Raw genomic sequence first — 15,505 nt, forward strand, 5'->3', positions numbered from 1 at the left:
CCGGCAAACTAGATGCCTAATCAGTGATAATCCTATCGGCAAGGTGGCTAACCGCTAGCGCAAAGTAATACGAACGATTCCACTTCATTAAAACATTATAGTTATTATAGATAAGGTAATTACGTCCATTCGCCCCATCTGGAATAATCAGCCAAGCTTTAAGATCTTTATCAATACTAGGTAAAGGGCTACCATCAAAGCGTGTAATACCCAATTTACGCCACTGATCAAGCGTTTTTGCCTGACTTGCTTCCCTACCCTGCAAAGAGATATCAATCCCACTTGGGACTTGTACTTGCCTACCCCAAGTAAAAGTATCATCCCAACCGGATTGACTGAGGTAGTTGGCAGCAGAAGCAAAGACATCCGCTTCTGAGGTCCAAATATCTTTCTTATTATTGCCGTCACCATCAGCAGCATAAGCAAGGAAAGAGCTTGGCATAAACTGAGGTTGCCCCATTGCACCAGCCCATGAACCTTTCATATTTTGAGGAGTGATATGACCCTGCTCAAGAATCGTCAATGCAGCCATCAATTCTTTACGGAAAAAGGCTTCTCGGCGTCCTTCGTATGCCATAGTCGCCAATGCATCAACGACCTGATAGTTACCCGTAAATTTACCAAAATTACTTTCAACGCCCCATAATGCAACGATAAAGCGCGGCTGAACCCCGTACTTATCACCAATTTTGCTTAAAGTCGTAAAGTGCTTTTGATAAAGTTCCTTCGCTTGTTTTACTTTCCAGTCAGGAACGGCACGTGGAATGTACTCATCTAAGGTCAATCTTCTCTCTGGCTGATTCTTATCCGCCGTCACAGCTCGTGGCTTAAATTCAACATTGGCAAAGGCTTGATCAAGAATCGTCGTTGATATTCCCGACTCTTTGGCTTCTTGCTTTAACTCAGTCACATATTGTTCGAAGCTAACTTTATCAGCCCCGAGCACTGGCATAGCAAACACCAAAGATAAACCGAGACCTAATGCGGTTTGTTTAAACATTTTTATGCGATTGTTATGTAGCATCTTTATCGCCCTCCTTGAGCCTAAAATTCTCTACCAACGACAAAGCTCGATATTAAGACTGAGCTTTATTCGCTTTGTATTCATCTAATAAATTGACCGGTGGTGGCGGTAACTGTAAGAAAAAACCTTCTTCAGCTAGCGACGCTTTTACCTTTTCAATATCAACTTGCGCTAACGTACGCCCTTCCATTTTTATCACCATAACAAAGTTTGGTTTGCCAAACATTTGCATCAAAGCTTCTGGCACTTTTGAGAAGTCATCTTTCTTCGAGATATAAAGGTAAGCGCCTTCTTTTTTTGAACTTTTATAAATGGAGCACAGCATGACAAGCCTTTTCGTTGATAGTTTGTTCGACTAATTCACAGTTTTACTATGAATATGGATACATTATGAGATTTTGCGTACAAAAGCCTCATTTGACGGCAAGATCGCTTGCTGTCATTGAGTAGTGAATATAACATGATAATTCTATTTTCAGACAATACTCGAAAATATTTTACAGCAAATATTTTCGTTACCCGTTATTGAGGTCTCTCGTTTTAATGTCTAGTACTCCAGACCTAAAAGGCAGTAGTTTTACTTTGTCAGTATTGCACTTAACAGGCAATGACATCGCTAATGCCGTTACATTTTTAAATGACAAAGTCGCTCAGGCACCTGCATTTTTTGCCTCTGCACCTGTGGTCATTAATATCACACAGGTAGATGCAGAAATCGACTTTTTGGCTCTTAAGGAAGGGATAGCCAATGCTGGGATGATCCCGGTTGGTATTACAGGATGTAAAGACAAACGAATTCAAAATCTAGCCTCTACTGCTGGCTTTGCGGTTATGACGGCGAGTAAATCGCCTGCTCAAGCTCCAACTCAAATTACGCCGACAAAAGTCATTAAGACACCGATTCGGTCGGGTCAGCAGGTTTACGCTAAAGACTCTGATTTAGTGATTCTAAGCCATGTCAGTGCTGGCGCAGAAGTAATAGCAGATGGAAGTATTCATATCCATGGCACGCTACGTGGTCGTGCTATTGCTGGGGCAAGCGGTCAAAAAGAAGCAAAAATAATTTGTCATGATTTACAGGCTGAACTGGTTTCCATTGCTGGTAATTACTGGTTAAGCGACAAAATTGAAACTGAGTACTGGAAGAGTAAAGTCATGCTTAGCATGACTGACGATGTTCTTCAGTTTGAAGTACTCAGCATTTAAAAAATAAGGATAAAAATAATGTCTCGCATTATTGTGGTAACGTCAGGAAAAGGTGGCGTAGGTAAAACAACGTCAAGTGCAGCAATCGCTTCAGGCTTAGCTCTGAAAGGAAAGAAAACAGCGGTTATCGACTTTGATATTGGTCTGCGAAATCTTGACCTCATCATGGGTTGTGAACGACGCGTTGTTTATGACTTTGTTAATGTGATCAATGGTGAGGCAACGCTAAACCAAGCAATGATCAAAGATAAGCGCACTGAAAATCTATTCATTTTACCCGCTTCTCAAACTCGTGATAAAGATGCATTAACAAAAGAAGGCGTTGAACGTATCTTTGCTGAGTTAGATGAGATGGGATTTGATTTCATCATTTGTGACTCACCTGCTGGTATTGAGCAAGGTGCTTTAATGGCACTCTACTTTGCGGATGAAGCCATTGTCACCACTAATCCAGAAGTCTCTTCTGTTCGAGATTCTGACCGTATTCTTGGTATTCTTGATTCTAAATCTCGCCGTGCTGAAGCGGGAGCAGATCCGGTTAAACAACACCTTCTTTTAACACGCTATAACCCAACTCGAGTAAGTCAGGGTGAAATGCTGAGTGTAGAAGATGTTGAAGATATTCTGCATATTTCATTACTTGGTGTGATTCCTGAAAGCCAAGCAGTACTTAATGCCTCTAACAAAGGGGTTCCAGTGATCTTTGATGACCAATCAGATGCTGGTATGGCTTATGGTGATACTGTTGATCGCTTATTAGGTGAACAAGTCGATTTTCGCTTCGTCACTGAAGAGAAAAAAGGCATCTTCAAGCGACTTTTCGGAGGCTAAAATTATGTCATTATTGGAATTTTTTCGCCCACAGAAAAAAGAAACCGCAAGTTTAGCAAAAGAGCGCTTACAAATTATTGTTGCTGAGCGTCGCAGCCATGATGATCCTGCGCCATCCTATTTGCCAAAGCTAAAAGAAGATATTCTTAAAGTGATTGCCAAGTATGTTGCGGTAGATCCTTCAATGGTCGACCTCTCTTTTGAGCACAAAGATGATGATATTTCCGTCATTGAACTTAATGTGAAACTGCCGGAAGAGTAATATTCTTCACAGTGATTATGTGAATAGATAGATTGCCTCTATTACCGAGGCGATTAAAAAAAGGTTTGCTCTCTAAAAAGCAAACCTTTTTTATTATCATAATTAAACGAAGAGCCGCTAAATTAAATGAGCTTATCTAAACGTTGACCTAAAATCTCTAAACGCCAGCCTTGCATGACATCTGGGCAGATTTCTGGGTTGCGATTTTTCTTCCAGATCCAACTAAGCAATTGGTTCATCTGTTTTTTAGATGCTAAGAATTCAACCGCCAGTCCAGTTGAATCAGACACGAGTTTCACTTCATCTTTTAAGCGTTTAAATAATTGCTTATACGTTGGAAAGTCCATCAAACGCACGATTTCTTCTGGGTAGTCATCACTTGCCGTCTGCTCTGCCTTAGTCACTATCGCGCCAATACGAGCGCTGTGACGACGTGCAGAACGTACATCAATGCCGTGTTGCTCCATATTACGCAAGCTCTTTAAGCCAAAGCGAGCCACCGACCATAAGTCTTGCTCTTTAAAGATAAAGTTAAGTGCTAAATCGCGACGCATTGCTTCTTCATAGCGCCATTTTGCTAGTGGTTTTAAAACCGCGAGTTGCGCAGGGGTTAATTGCCAAGCCCCTTTAATATCCGTATAAAGTTTATCTTTATTAATGTGCTTAATACGCTTACGAACAAGCAACTCACACTCTTGTTGAGCCGCTTCCCACCAATTCGCTTCTTTCACTTGTACCAATAATTTTTCATACAAAGGTAGCAAGTAAAAAACATCTGCCGCAGCATAATCCAGTTGCTTTTTCGTTAATGGACGAGCCATCCAGTCAGTGCGTGACTCACTTTTATCTAGCTCAACGCCCACAAACTCATTCACTAATGTTGCAAAACCCGTCGATAAGCCATTACCTAAAAATGCCGCCATGACTTGAGTATCGATCATTGGTGCTGGTGTACAACCAAATGAATTTTGGAATACTTCAAGGTCTTCACCACACGCATGCAACACTTTTAATGTTGATGGATCTTGCAGCAAACCAACAAAAGCCTCCATCTTATCTTCTAATGCCACAGGATCTATTAGTGATAAATTCTCGCCATCAAAGAGCTGAATAAGACCAAGCAGAGGGTAAAACGTACGCGTACGAACAAACTCCGTGTCGAGCATAACCACATCAGCTTCACGCGCTTGTAAACAAACTCGTTCTAAATCTTCGATTTGGGTAATAATTTGATAATTCACAAAACTCTCGCAAACTCTTTTATAAGAGCAATAAAAATGCCGGCATTAGCGACCGGCATTCTAACAGAAAATAAGATTAAATGGTGACTACAACCACTTAAGCTGTCGGCTTTTTCGCTAACTCTGCATCGTTCTCTTCACGTAGCACACGACGTAAGATTTTACCTACATTCGTTTTTGGTAAGTCTTCACGGAACTCAACTAACTTAGGAATTTTATATCCGGTTAAATGTTGACGACAGTGAGCAATAATCTCTTCTTTGGTCAAGCTCGGATCACGTTTTACCACGTAGATCTTAACTAGCTCACCAGAGACTTCGTGCGGCTGACCAATGGCTGCCACTTCTAAGACTTTACCGTGTAGAGCAATCACGTCTTCAATTTCATTTGGGTAAACGTTGAAGCCAGAAACTAAAATCATGTCTTTTTTACGATCAACAATGTGTAAGAAGCCTTGCTCATCAAATTTAACAATGTCGCCCGTTGATAACCAACCTTCAGAGTTAATTACTTCCTTCGTCGCTTCAGAACGCTGCCAGTAACCTTGCATCACCTGTGGTCCACGTACTTGCAATTCACCAACTTGATCATTTGCAACAACATTACCGTCTTCATCGACAAGTCGTACTTCTGTTGATGGTACCGGTAAGCCAATCGAACCGTTATATTCCGTCAAGTTATGTGGATAAACAGCAACCAATGGTGCACACTCGGTAAGACCATAGCCTTCCAGTAGGTATTTACCTGTTACTTTTTTCCATTTATCTGCAACAGCACGCTGAACAGCCATACCACCACCAACAGATAATCTTAAGTTAGTGAAATCCACTTCATGGAAGTCTTCATTGTTCACTAATGCATTAAAGAGTGTATTTACACCCGTGATCGCTGTGAATGGGTAAGCTTTTAGTTCTTTAATAAAGCCTGGAATATCACGAGGGTTAGTGATTAATAAGTTACGCCCCCCCATTTCAATCATCAGCAAGCAGTTAACCGTTAAAGCAAAAACATGATACAGCGGCAGTGCTGTTACCATCAATTCGCGCCCTTCAGTTAACGTTGGACCATAAGCTCCTTTTGCTTGCATCACATTGGCAACCATATTGCGATGGGTCAAAATTGCCCCTTTCGCTACACCTGTGGTACCGCCGGTGTATTGTAAGAATGCAATATCTTCACCCGACATAAATGGTTTGACGTATTGTAAGCGGCGACCTTTGTAAAGTGCTTTACGTAGTGAGATAGCCCCTGGCAAATTGTACTTTGGAACCATGCCTTTTACGTACTTAACAACAAAATCAACGATGGTCCCCTTTGCTCTTGGCAACATCTGACCAAGACTCGTTAAGATCACGTGCTTCACTGGGGTTTTATCAACAACCTGCTCTAAGGTGTTAGCAAAGTTCGATACAATAACGATCGCTTTGGCATCAGCGTCATTCAGTTGATGCTCTAATTCTCGAGGGGTATACAGCGGGTTTACGTTGACGGCAATCATACCTGCACGCAAGATACCAAAAAGAGCGACTGGGTATTGCAGCAAGTTTGGCATCATCAGAGCAACGCGATCACCCGGCTTTAACTTTAAGTCATTCTGTAAGTAAGCAGCAAAAGCTCGGCTGCGTTCTTCTAATTTACGGAACGTCATCACTGAGCCCATATTCATGAACGCAGGTTGGTCAGCATACTTTTGTACTGACTGTTCAAACATCTCCACTAGCGAGGTGTATTGATCAGGATTAATGGTTTCAGGTACGTCACTTGGGATGCGTGAAAGCCAAGGTTTATCCACGGTTATACTCCTTATTATTGGCTATCGCTTAGCAATAGCACTTCATTATTTGTTTATTACAGCACAGCCACAGAACTTCGCCACGAAAGATTTAAGCACTTGTTTCATTTTTGTTAACTGAGCCTAAAATTAGTTCCACTACTTGCTTTGGATTTTGCAAGTGGCAATGGTGCCCACCAGCGATGGTAATCACCTCGATCGCCTGAGTGGATGCCGTTACTGTATCGCTACTGTGTTGGTTATGGGCTTTTTTAAGTGATGAGAAACCTTGCTCTGCGAGAATAATTAATTGCGGACATTCAATCGCATCTTGAATGACTTGCGCTTGCTGCGGTGACATACGATAGAGCGAGTCACACTGCAATTTCTTATCATGTCGCCACTGCCACTTACCGTCATCAAGGATAACGCTTCGCTCAACAATAGGTGCTATCAGTGCTTTATCTATCTGATTCACATTGGCTCTCAAGTCAATGGCAGCATCAAGGCTGCTTAAACGACGAGATGGCTTTTTACGTTGACGCTGGCGGCTTGATACCCCAGTTCTTAAACGCGTTATCGTCTCATCAGCACTTTCACTTAAAGGTCCATAACCTTCGATTTGTATTAATCCCGATACTTTTTCAGGAAAGGCGGCACTATAGCAACTTGCTACCAATGCACCAAGGGAATGTCCTACTAACACTAGGTTGTTTGGTGATATTTCATCCAAAAGCTGTTCAATATCATCGATGTAATCATGGAATGGATAGAATGAGCCAGGTTTATGACTGGACAGACCATGCCCAGGGAGATCTATCGCGATCAAACAGCAATCAGGATCAGATTCAACCCAGACACTCATCATAGAGAAAAAGCTCGCTGCGTTATCTAACCAGCCATGTAAAAAAAGGACCGTTTTGCCAGCCTTTTGTGGATCTCCATACTCAATGGATGCAAGTGTACCAGTACTAAGCTGGTACTCTCGCGAATGAAAGCTGTCATCATTTAACATTTTGAATGACTCTTGCCTCTCTTGGTCCGTAATCAAAAGCGCGGCAGTGGAAGCTACGACAATTGTCAAAAGCGCGATCAAAGTCATTCATAATGATACGCTCTTCTATGCGCCATAAACGCTGCCCGTATGCTTCCATGACAGGAAAAGTATAATCAAACTCTCCAACTTTACCCGCTTCTGGCATGGCTGTTTTACCGACAAAAGTAACTAGCCGTCCTTGTGCAAAAGCAACCGGCTCAACATACCCAGGTACATAAGCGATAAATCGACCTTGAGGATCTTGAGTGATATCTGGCTGACCTGATTTATTGATAGGTAAGTTCACCACTTCAATGCGGCTTTTGGTCGCTAAGTTATCGACTTTCGCGATGACCCCGCCCAAGCGTACATCGGTCTGAAGGCTAGGATCAGCGTTTAACCAAGTTGAGTAATCGCTAATTAGTACTTCACTTTGTGCGGTTAATTCTGACGGTAAAGAAGTACAAGCAGAAAGAAAAGTGATGAGGGAAAGCAAACTGAATGCACGAGCAAAAAAGGTTTTCATCTTAAGTACCTTACTAATAAAAAGTGAATCTATTGAATACGATAAGTAAAATCGTTCAGATATAGATATCGACACCAAACATCTGCGCAAGTTCTTCTTTTTTGGCTTGATTCAACACATCGAAATACTCTTGCATCGCTTTACGTGAGTGACCTTCTGGAAGATCATAATGCAATTGGGCTTTTTTTAAGTCTGATTCATTCATTGGCTTGATCGAATGAGCGACCGCGTTTGCCACTTTCGTCGGCTGTGCGACTTGAGATGATGAGGAAGTTGGAGTGCCAGATTGGCTTTTTCTAACCTCATTCTTTTTGTTGGTTTTATTGGTGTGAGTCAGCCTAGCAGGCGGTAAACCGTTAATCGATACCATATATTCACTCAATAATAAGGGTGAAAAGAGTCGCTCTCTTCACCCGCTGTTATGCCAATCATACTAATGCTGTCGTATATTTACGTTCTGATCGTTTGTTTACTCACGACCTGGTAGCTTTTTCCAAGTAACCTTATCACGCAAATAAACAGGGCTCGCCTCTTCAGCTAAAACCGTGTTGCCTTTTTGCCATTCAAACTGTGCTAAATGAGCGATATCTTGCGCTTCTGGAAATTGTACATCGGTAGCAATAAGCTCTAGAGGTAGCGCAGCTAAAGGCTCTTGGTAAGCTTCCCACCCAGTACCTGCGGTTGCCCATTGCAGAGCTTCTTTTGCTTCTAATTGCGCTGCAACAGCATCTGGTGCAATAACGCACTCAGCACCGACAACAGACCAATCGCCATTACTGATACGCTGAAAACGCCCCCAATACACTTCGCTCATTCGAGCATCGATAGCACAAGCTACCTGCTCATGCCCATGTTTACGGTACGTACCTTGCGCCATTGCCGCTAACGTTGAAACGCCAATCATTGGTAAGTTAGCACCAAAGGCTAGACCTTGCGCGATACCAATACAGATACGAACACCAGTAAAACTGCCTGGTCCACGACCAAAAGCTAAAGCGTCTAAGTCCTGTAAACGGATCCCCGCTTCTTTTAAAACCTCGTCGACCATCGGTAGAATTTTCTTCGTATGGTCACGTGGAGCAAATTCACTACGAACAAAGGTTTGCTCGCCAATCATTAATGCTACTGAACAAGTTTCGGTTGCCGTATCTAAGGCTAGAATTTTTGCGCTCATTGCTATCTCGAATAATTAGTCATGTTCTTTGATCACCGCGTTGGAATCATCTGTCCCAACTTCAGTGTTTGACGGTGGTGTCTGCTGTTGCTTATTTGGCTCTGCTGATGAAGCTTGCAGTAAAAAATCTTTCACTCTACCTAAATCTCGCGTTCGAGGGATTGGCGGTAAGCTCGCGAGGAAAACACCACCATAATCTCGTGTTACCAAGCGATTGTCACAGATAATTAAAGCACCTTGATCGGTTTTATCCCGAATCAAGCGCCCTACACCTTGCTTTAAGGTGATCACTGCATCAGGCAGTTGCACTTGAGCAAAAGGATCACCACCACGTAAACGGCAATCTTCAATACGCGCCTTTAATAATGGATCATCAGGGGCGGTAAACGGTAATTTATCTATGATAACACAGCTCAGGGCATCACCTCTAACATCAATCCCTTCCCAAAATGCACCCGTTGCGACTAATAGAGCATTGCCTAACTCCATAAATTCCGCCAATGTTTTTTGTTTACTGGTTTCACCTTGTAATAAAACAGGGACCGTCAAGGTTTCTCTAAAGCGCTCCCCGAGCTCTCGCATCATGCTGTGTGAAGTACAAAGGAAAAAACATCGCCCTTGGTTTTGTTCGACAATTGGGCTGAGTATTCGTACTAACTTATCGGCTAAGCCTGGACTGTTAGGCTCAGGAAGATAACGAGGCACACACAAACATGCCTGATTTTGATAATCAAAAGGGCTTGGTAAAGAAAACTGTTCACTCGGCGTTAAACCTAGCCGTGAAGTAAAGTGACCAAAGTCATCCGATACGGCAAGCGTCGCTGAGGTAAAAATCCATGCCCCTTGCTTTTGCTCAATCTGCTCATGAAATTTATCAGCGACCGATAACGGGGTTATGTGTAAATTAAAATGTCGCGGTGTGGTATCAAACCAATAAGAATAGCCTGTAATTGAAACATCACACACGCGATCAAAACGGTTTTTAATTATCGTTGCACGCTCAAAGGCAGTATCGAGCAACTGACTGCGCCCCAGTGCCAACTTCAACACATCCATCGCCAAATCAATCGCATCACTTAAACGGGTCAACTCTCGTTCAATCGCGGTGGATTTTAGCGCCTCACGCCAGTTGCCTCGAAAACCTGGCTCACCAAGCACAATACGTAAATCCATCGCTGACTGATTCAGCCTTTCCGCCACTTTTTGCAACTGACGCATATCTTTTGCTTCAGTTCGATAAGCAATTTCAATATCTTTGCCTAACTCTTGGATCTGACGGCTCGAGAGTGATTGACCAAAATAGTGGCTAGCGATATCAGGCAGTTGGTGCGCTTCATCAAAAATAAACACATCGGCCTCAGGAATTAATTCACCAAAGCCGGTCTCTTTAATGGCTAAATCGGCTAGAAATAGATGGTGGTTGACGACAACGATATCCGCTTCCATGGCATTTTTACGCGCTTTCAGCACAAAGCAGTCGTTAAAACTAGGGCACTCTTTCCCTAAGCAATTGTCGTTACTTGAGGTGATGGTCGGGATGACTAAACTATCTTCTGCGATAGCGTCACAGTCACCCAAATCGCCCGTTTTTGTTTCCGATGACCAACTGCGCACTTTCACCAATTGAGTCAGCAGAGTTGGATCCGATTCTGTTGTGTGACTTTCGATCATTTGACGAGATAAACGATCAAGGCATAGATAATTGGAGCGACCTTTTAATAACGCCACTTTACCGTAATAGCCAAGCGCATTAACCATTAATGGTAAGTCTCGATGGAAAAGTTGCTCTTGAAGGTTTTTTGATCCGGTACTGATAATGACTTTTTTCCCACTCAGTAACGCTGGAACGAGATAAGCGAAGGTTTTTCCCGTCCCTGTCCCTGCTTCAACCACCAGCTGCGACTGCTTATCTATCGCTTTTTGTACCGCATGAGCCATATCAAGTTGGGGTTGGCGTGGCTGAAAACCTGGGATTGCTTTGCCCAATGCGCCCTGTTCAGAAAAGGTTTTAGATATCATAATCAGTTCGAAAATACACAAGATAGGGGGAATTATGGCAGATTTATTTAATATTCCTATAATTATTGCCTTGAATTGAAACAAGGAATAGATTAGTTATAAATGATATTATACTTGTCACAATAGCCGTTAACAGACGCCTATCCTATTAAAATTTTTGTTATTTTCATGGAAGTAGATAATTAATGGAAAGAAAAACACTCCTAACTCACTGCACTGATGCCCCTGGGTTAATCTCAAAGATCACCAATATTTGTTATAAACATCAATTGAATATTATCCATAACAATGAGTTTGTAGATAATACGTCTGGTCACTTTTTTATGCGTACCGAACTGGAAGGTTATTTTAATGATGATACCTTTCTAGCCGATCTTGACCAAGCGCTACCACAACAGACTAAGCGCAAATTAGTCGACGCATCTCGCAAGCGTGTGGTTATTTTAGTCACCAAAGAGTCGCACTGCTTAGGTGATTTATTGATGAAAAATTATGATGGCAGCTTAGATGTTGAAATTGCCGCTGTGATTGGTAACTACGATACTTTGCAGTCGTTAACCGAGCGTTTTGATATTCCTTACCACCATGTCTCTCATGTTGGACTTAGCCGTGAAGATCATGAGAAAGCTTTATTAGCAATCATCGACCAGTATGAGACTGATTACTTGGTTTTAGCTAAATATATGCGTGTATTAACACCGAGTTTTGTTGAGCAGTATCATCATAAAATCATTAATATTCATCACAGTTTCTTACCAGCGTTTATTGGTGCTAAGCCTTATCAGCAAGCGTATGAGCGTGGGGTTAAAATCATTGGCGCAACTGCGCACTTTGTAACAAATGACCTTGATGAAGGACCGATTATCAAGCAGGACGTTATTCCAGTGGATCATAACTTTAGTGCAAGAGATATGGCTCAAGCTGGGCGTGATGTGGAGAAAAATGTCTTAAGTAAGGCACTGAATAAGGTTGTTAATGATCATGTATTCGTTTACGGCAATAAGACTGTAATTTTGTAATGACAGCTAAGCAATAGGGTCCGATAATTAATGTATTGGACTTTTACTTATTTTAACCGCGAGTAACGGCAAGCTAATAAACAATATGGATGTCACTCCGCAGACCGCTCAAGACATCCCTGTTCGCTTAACAATGGGCATCCATGCCCATTGATGTCTGCTCCATCACATCCACATTGTTACATCGTTAGGCTACCTCAACACTGATATTACTCTTGCTCCGATTCCACAATGCGCTTTAATGAATGCGGATGAACCTTGATACAAATGCCTTGATACTTAAACGCCACCGTTGGGTTATTTAAACGCTCCCCTTCCCCTTTCGGACTGGAAAGCTTCGTTTTTACGCCAAGTTCTGCCAGGTTATCCCACTGTAGAGCAAAAGCAGGATAAGTCGCTTTTAAATCTTCTAGGTACGCTTCTGCTGTTTGAGCGTGAGATGGAATAACAAATTCAACATGCTCCCAATTTTGCTCTGGATAAATTTTGCCTGCTGCTGGGTAAGGTAGCTCTAAGCATTCAATACTCCAACCCCGTGATTTTAATACCTGCTCAAAAGCCAATACAATAATTGGACGACCATTAATTTCTGCTTGTGAAATCACACTACCATAGGCGAGCCATGCTTGATGCGCCTGACTTGCCACCTCTGCTTCGTTAATACGTAGCGCGATATGATCGGCTTGTGCAAAGGTCAAATCTAACTTAATCAGCTCACTAAGTTGCGTAATGCGGTCCATGAAACCATCAAGATTTTGCAGCATTTGCTGTGGCGCTAAACCAAGTGTGGAAAGTTGCGAAGGCATGATTGTCGTCCATTAATGTGGGTTTTATTCGATAGTAACTGGATTTTTTCAAATTGAAACTCTCTGTAAACTTAAAAGATCAAAAAATCACGAATTCTACTCTGTAAGCTCAGCAATTAAATTGGTATCATTAGCGCCATTTTTGTGAACTCAAACAAGATCTGTACCCTGCCTGCCCTGTATTGGTATTGCTATACTGACAATATCAACAACCAGCTAAGTTACAGACTTTTCATCCTTGAATTGAAGGAAACGCGTGTGAATATCCAAGCACTGATTAATGACAAAGTATCTCAGGCTCTTGAAGCCGCTGGCGCACCTGCAGGCTCTCCTGCTGCTGTACGTCAATCTGCAAAACCACAATTTGGTGACTACCAAGCAAACGGCGTAATGGGCGTTGCTAAACGACTAGGCACTAACCCACGAGAATTTGCTCAAAAAGTACTGGATGTTTTAGACCTAGATGGCATTGCGAGTAAAGTTGAAATTGCTGGACCAGGCTTTTTGAACATCTTCCTAGATGAGCAATACTTAGCACAACAAGCCGACGCAGCCCTGGCAGACTCTCGTTTAGGTGTCGCTACTGACGAAGTGAAAACGATTGTTGCCGATTACTCAGCACCAAACGTAGCAAAAGAAATGCACGTAGGTCACTTACGTTCAACCATCATCGGTGATGCTGTTGTACGTACACTTGAGTTTTTAGGTCACAACGTTATCCGTGCTAACCACATTGGTGACTGGGGTACTCAGTTTGGTATGCTGATTGCTAACCTAGAGCGTGTACAGCAAGAGACTGGCGAAGTATCAATGGAGCTTTCTGATCTAGAAGGTTTCTACCGTGAGTCTAAAAAACTGTACGATGAAGATGAAGCGTTTGCCGTTAAAGCACGTAACTACGTTGTTAAACTACAAAGCGGTGACGAGTTCTGCGCACAAATGTGGAAGAAACTTGTCGACATCACAATGATCCAAAACCAACGCAACTATGACCGTCTAAACGTGTCACTAACGCGTGATGATGTGATGGGTGAAAGCCAATACAACGATATGCTAGCAAACATTGTTGCTGACCTAAAAGCACAAGGTTTAGCACAAGAAAGCGATGGCGCACAAGTTGTGTTCTTAGATGAATACAAAAACAAAGATGGCGACCCTATGGGCGTTATCGTACAAAAACGTGACGGTGGCTTCCTATACACTACTACGGATATTGCTTGTGCTAAATACCGCTACGAGCAATTAGGCGCAGATCGTGTTTTATACTTCATCGACTCACGTCAACATCAACACCTAATGCAAGCTTGGAACATTGTTCGTAAAGCTGGCTATGTACCAGAGTCTGTTTCTCTTGAGCACCACGCGTTTGGTATGATGCTGGGTAAAGATGGTCGTCCATTTAAAACTCGTGCAGGTGGTACTGTTCGTCTTGCTGATCTTCTTGATGAAGCAGAAGAGCGCGCTGCAAAACTGATTGAGTCGAAAAACCCATCGTTAGAAGCTGATGAGAAAGCACAAATTGCCAATACTGTTGCTATGGCGGCAGTGAAATACGCAGACCTTTCTAAGCACCGTACTACTGATTACGTGTTTGACTGGGAAAACATGCTAGCATTTGAAGGTAACACAGCACCTTACATGCAATATGCTTACACTCGTGTGGCTTCTATCTTTGCTAAAGCTGGCATTACTATGGATAGCCTATCTGGTGAAATCAAAGTAACTGAAGATAAAGAGAAAGCACTGATTGCTAAGCTGCTACAATTTGAAGAAGCAGTACAAGCTGTTGCTCGTGAAGGTCAACCTCACATCATGTGTAGCTACCTGTTTGAACTTGCAGGTCAGTTCTCTAGTTTCTATGAAGCATGCCCTATCTTAGTTGCTGAAGATGAAACCGTTAAGCAAAGTCGCTTAAAAATGGCTGCACTAACGGCGAAGACGATTAAGCAAGGTCTATCTCTACTTGGTATTGATACACTAGAGCGTATGTAATTTATCGCTTTATTTAGTCGATAGAAATAGTAAGGGTTAGTGTTAACGCACTAGCCCTTTTTTATATCTCATTTTTTGATTAGGATATAAAGCTATCCTTACCTCACGCGAGCACCTCTATGGATTTTGAACTTCACCCTCAACTAGCTAAAGACACAACGGTTATTGGTCATTTCCCTCTCTGTGTTGCCCTTCTACATAAAGATGAAGCCACGCCGTGGATTATTTTAGTCCCTAAAAGAGCCAATTTAAAAGAACTGCACCACTTACCGATGCATGAACAACAGCAGTTTTTAATCGAATCACAGGCGGTAAGCCAAGCTTTAGAAGCAACCTTTAAACCCGATAAACTTAACCTTGGCGCATTAGGTAATATGGTGCCACAACTGCACATTCACCATATTGCCCGCTTTACTACCGATTGTGCGTGGCCTGGGCCTATTTGGGGAAATACACCAGGAAACCCAAGAGAAGATAAAGAACAAAATGCGATTCTAACTCGTATCCAAAATGTATTATCACTCAGCTCTGTTTTCACTAGAGTGTAACGCTATCCTTTTGGTTTAAAATAAAAAAATGCCGCCTATCAAAAGATAGA

16 protein-coding genes are annotated in these 15,505 nt (G+C 42.3%); 6 read left to right on the top strand and 10 right to left on the bottom strand.

Annotation, left to right across the window (positions count from 1 at the left end):
- Positions 1 to 16 precede the first annotated feature (16 nt).
- Positions 17 to 1,000, bottom strand: a complete 984-nt coding sequence (locus tag BCU68_RS11165) for a lytic murein transglycosylase (RefSeq protein ID WP_102564866.1) — start codon at positions 998 to 1,000, stop codon at positions 17 to 19.
- 76 nt (positions 1,001 to 1,076) lie between these two features.
- Positions 1,077 to 1,349 carry a YcgL domain-containing protein gene (locus BCU68_RS11170; RefSeq protein ID WP_102564828.1) on the bottom strand — a complete coding sequence of 91 codons (273 nt, stop codon included), beginning with the start codon at positions 1,347 to 1,349 and terminating at the stop codon, positions 1,077 to 1,079.
- Between the two features lie 218 nt (positions 1,350 to 1,567).
- Between BCU68_RS11170 and minC the strand changes: the two genes are divergently transcribed.
- Genes minC through minE form a run of 3 tightly spaced genes read left to right on the top strand, consistent with a single transcriptional unit; the run spans position 1,568 to position 3,323 of the window.
- Entirely contained in the window at positions 1,568 to 2,230 is a 663-nt protein-coding gene (minC, locus tag BCU68_RS11175) for a septum site-determining protein MinC (protein WP_102564829.1), read from the top strand.
- A gap of 18 nt (positions 2,231 to 2,248) precedes the next feature.
- Entirely contained in the window at positions 2,249 to 3,061 is an 813-nt protein-coding gene (minD, locus tag BCU68_RS11180) for a septum site-determining protein MinD (protein WP_102564830.1), read from the top strand.
- A gap of 4 nt (positions 3,062 to 3,065) precedes the next feature.
- A complete protein-coding gene (gene minE / locus BCU68_RS11185) occupies positions 3,066 to 3,323 on the top strand; it encodes a cell division topological specificity factor MinE (protein ID WP_102564831.1) in 258 nt (85 codons plus the stop codon).
- 122 nt (positions 3,324 to 3,445) lie between these two features.
- Here minE and rnd read toward each other — a convergent pair whose 3' ends face one another.
- From rnd to BCU68_RS11220, 7 genes are all read right to left on the bottom strand, one after another.
- Positions 3,446 to 4,564 carry a ribonuclease D gene (rnd, locus tag BCU68_RS11190; RefSeq protein ID WP_102564832.1) on the bottom strand — a complete coding sequence of 373 codons (1,119 nt, stop codon included), beginning with the start codon at positions 4,562 to 4,564 and terminating at the stop codon, positions 3,446 to 3,448.
- Between the two features lie 97 nt (positions 4,565 to 4,661).
- A complete protein-coding gene (gene fadD / locus BCU68_RS11195) occupies positions 4,662 to 6,356 on the bottom strand; it encodes a long-chain-fatty-acid--CoA ligase FadD (protein ID WP_102564833.1) in 1,695 nt (564 codons plus the stop codon).
- Between the two features lie 91 nt (positions 6,357 to 6,447).
- A complete protein-coding gene (locus BCU68_RS11200) occupies positions 6,448 to 7,350 on the bottom strand; it encodes an alpha/beta hydrolase (RefSeq protein WP_102564834.1) in 903 nt (300 codons plus the stop codon).
- Entirely contained in the window at positions 7,340 to 7,897 is a 558-nt protein-coding gene (locus tag BCU68_RS11205; RefSeq protein WP_102564835.1) for a Slp family lipoprotein, read from the bottom strand. The genes BCU68_RS11200 and BCU68_RS11205 overlap by 11 nt, the downstream gene beginning before the upstream one ends.
- Before the next feature lie 55 nt (positions 7,898 to 7,952).
- Positions 7,953 to 8,267: a chromosome partitioning protein ParA gene (locus tag BCU68_RS11210; protein WP_102564836.1), complete on the bottom strand. Its 315-nt coding sequence runs from the start codon at positions 8,265 to 8,267 to the stop codon at positions 7,953 to 7,955.
- 99 nt (positions 8,268 to 8,366) lie between these two features.
- The gene (gene tsaB / locus BCU68_RS11215; protein ID WP_102564837.1) at positions 8,367 to 9,071 is read right to left on the bottom strand and encodes a tRNA (adenosine(37)-N6)-threonylcarbamoyltransferase complex dimerization subunit type 1 TsaB; all 705 of its coding nucleotides are present in this window, start codon (positions 9,069 to 9,071) and stop codon (positions 8,367 to 8,369) included.
- A gap of 15 nt (positions 9,072 to 9,086) precedes the next feature.
- A complete protein-coding gene (locus tag BCU68_RS11220; RefSeq protein WP_102564838.1) occupies positions 9,087 to 11,090 on the bottom strand; it encodes an ATP-dependent DNA helicase in 2,004 nt (667 codons plus the stop codon).
- A gap of 185 nt (positions 11,091 to 11,275) precedes the next feature.
- Here BCU68_RS11220 and purU point away from each other — a divergent pair, with 185 nt between their 5' ends.
- Positions 11,276 to 12,109 (top strand): formyltetrahydrofolate deformylase, encoded by an 834-nt coding sequence (gene purU, locus BCU68_RS11225; RefSeq protein ID WP_102564839.1) that lies wholly within the window; start codon positions 11,276 to 11,278, stop codon positions 12,107 to 12,109.
- Between the two features lie 209 nt (positions 12,110 to 12,318).
- Here the strand turns inward: purU and BCU68_RS11230 are convergent, their stop codons facing one another.
- Complete coding sequence (locus tag BCU68_RS11230) at positions 12,319 to 12,915, bottom strand: VOC family protein (RefSeq protein ID WP_102564840.1); 597 nt, start codon at positions 12,913 to 12,915, stop codon at positions 12,319 to 12,321.
- A 258-nt stretch (positions 12,916 to 13,173) separates the two neighbouring features.
- On the opposite strand from BCU68_RS11230, the gene argS reads away from it, so the two are divergent.
- Positions 13,174 to 14,907, top strand: coding sequence for an arginine--tRNA ligase (argS, locus tag BCU68_RS11235; RefSeq protein ID WP_102564841.1), 1,734 nt, complete (start codon positions 13,174 to 13,176; stop codon positions 14,905 to 14,907).
- A 119-nt stretch (positions 14,908 to 15,026) separates the two neighbouring features.
- Positions 15,027 to 15,455 (top strand): HIT domain-containing protein, encoded by a 429-nt coding sequence (locus BCU68_RS11240; RefSeq protein ID WP_102564842.1) that lies wholly within the window; start codon positions 15,027 to 15,029, stop codon positions 15,453 to 15,455.
- The last annotated feature ends 50 nt before the right edge of the window (positions 15,456 to 15,505 follow it).

Origin of the sequence: Vibrio sp. 10N.286.49.B3 (genome assembly GCF_002873395.1) — a bacterium.
In the GTDB taxonomy this organism is placed as follows: domain Bacteria; phylum Pseudomonadota; class Gammaproteobacteria; order Enterobacterales; family Vibrionaceae; genus Vibrio.

Coding starts and splice junctions, on each gene's coding strand:
- BCU68_RS11165 (WP_102564866.1), bottom strand. CDS start 1,000: ATGTTTAAACAAACCGCATTAGGTCTCGGTTTATCTTTGGTGTTTGCT.
- BCU68_RS11170 (WP_102564828.1), bottom strand. CDS start 1,349: ATGCTGTGCTCCATTTATAAAAGTTCAAAAAAAGAAGGCGCTTACCTT.
- minC (WP_102564829.1), top strand. CDS start 1,568: ATGTCTAGTACTCCAGACCTAAAAGGCAGTAGTTTTACTTTGTCAGTA.
- minD (WP_102564830.1), top strand. CDS start 2,249: ATGTCTCGCATTATTGTGGTAACGTCAGGAAAAGGTGGCGTAGGTAAA.
- minE (WP_102564831.1), top strand. CDS start 3,066: ATGTCATTATTGGAATTTTTTCGCCCACAGAAAAAAGAAACCGCAAGT.
- BCU68_RS11200 (WP_102564834.1), bottom strand. CDS start 7,350: ATGTTAAATGATGACAGCTTTCATTCGCGAGAGTACCAGCTTAGTACT.
- BCU68_RS11205 (WP_102564835.1), bottom strand. CDS start 7,897: ATGAAAACCTTTTTTGCTCGTGCATTCAGTTTGCTTTCCCTCATCACT.
- BCU68_RS11210 (WP_102564836.1), bottom strand. CDS start 8,267: ATGGTATCGATTAACGGTTTACCGCCTGCTAGGCTGACTCACACCAAT.
- tsaB (WP_102564837.1), bottom strand. CDS start 9,071: ATGAGCGCAAAAATTCTAGCCTTAGATACGGCAACCGAAACTTGTTCA.
- BCU68_RS11220 (WP_102564838.1), bottom strand. CDS start 11,090: ATGATATCTAAAACCTTTTCTGAACAGGGCGCATTGGGCAAAGCAATC.
- purU (WP_102564839.1), top strand. CDS start 11,276: ATGGAAAGAAAAACACTCCTAACTCACTGCACTGATGCCCCTGGGTTA.
- BCU68_RS11230 (WP_102564840.1), bottom strand. CDS start 12,915: ATGCCTTCGCAACTTTCCACACTTGGTTTAGCGCCACAGCAAATGCTG.
- BCU68_RS11240 (WP_102564842.1), top strand. CDS start 15,027: ATGGATTTTGAACTTCACCCTCAACTAGCTAAAGACACAACGGTTATT.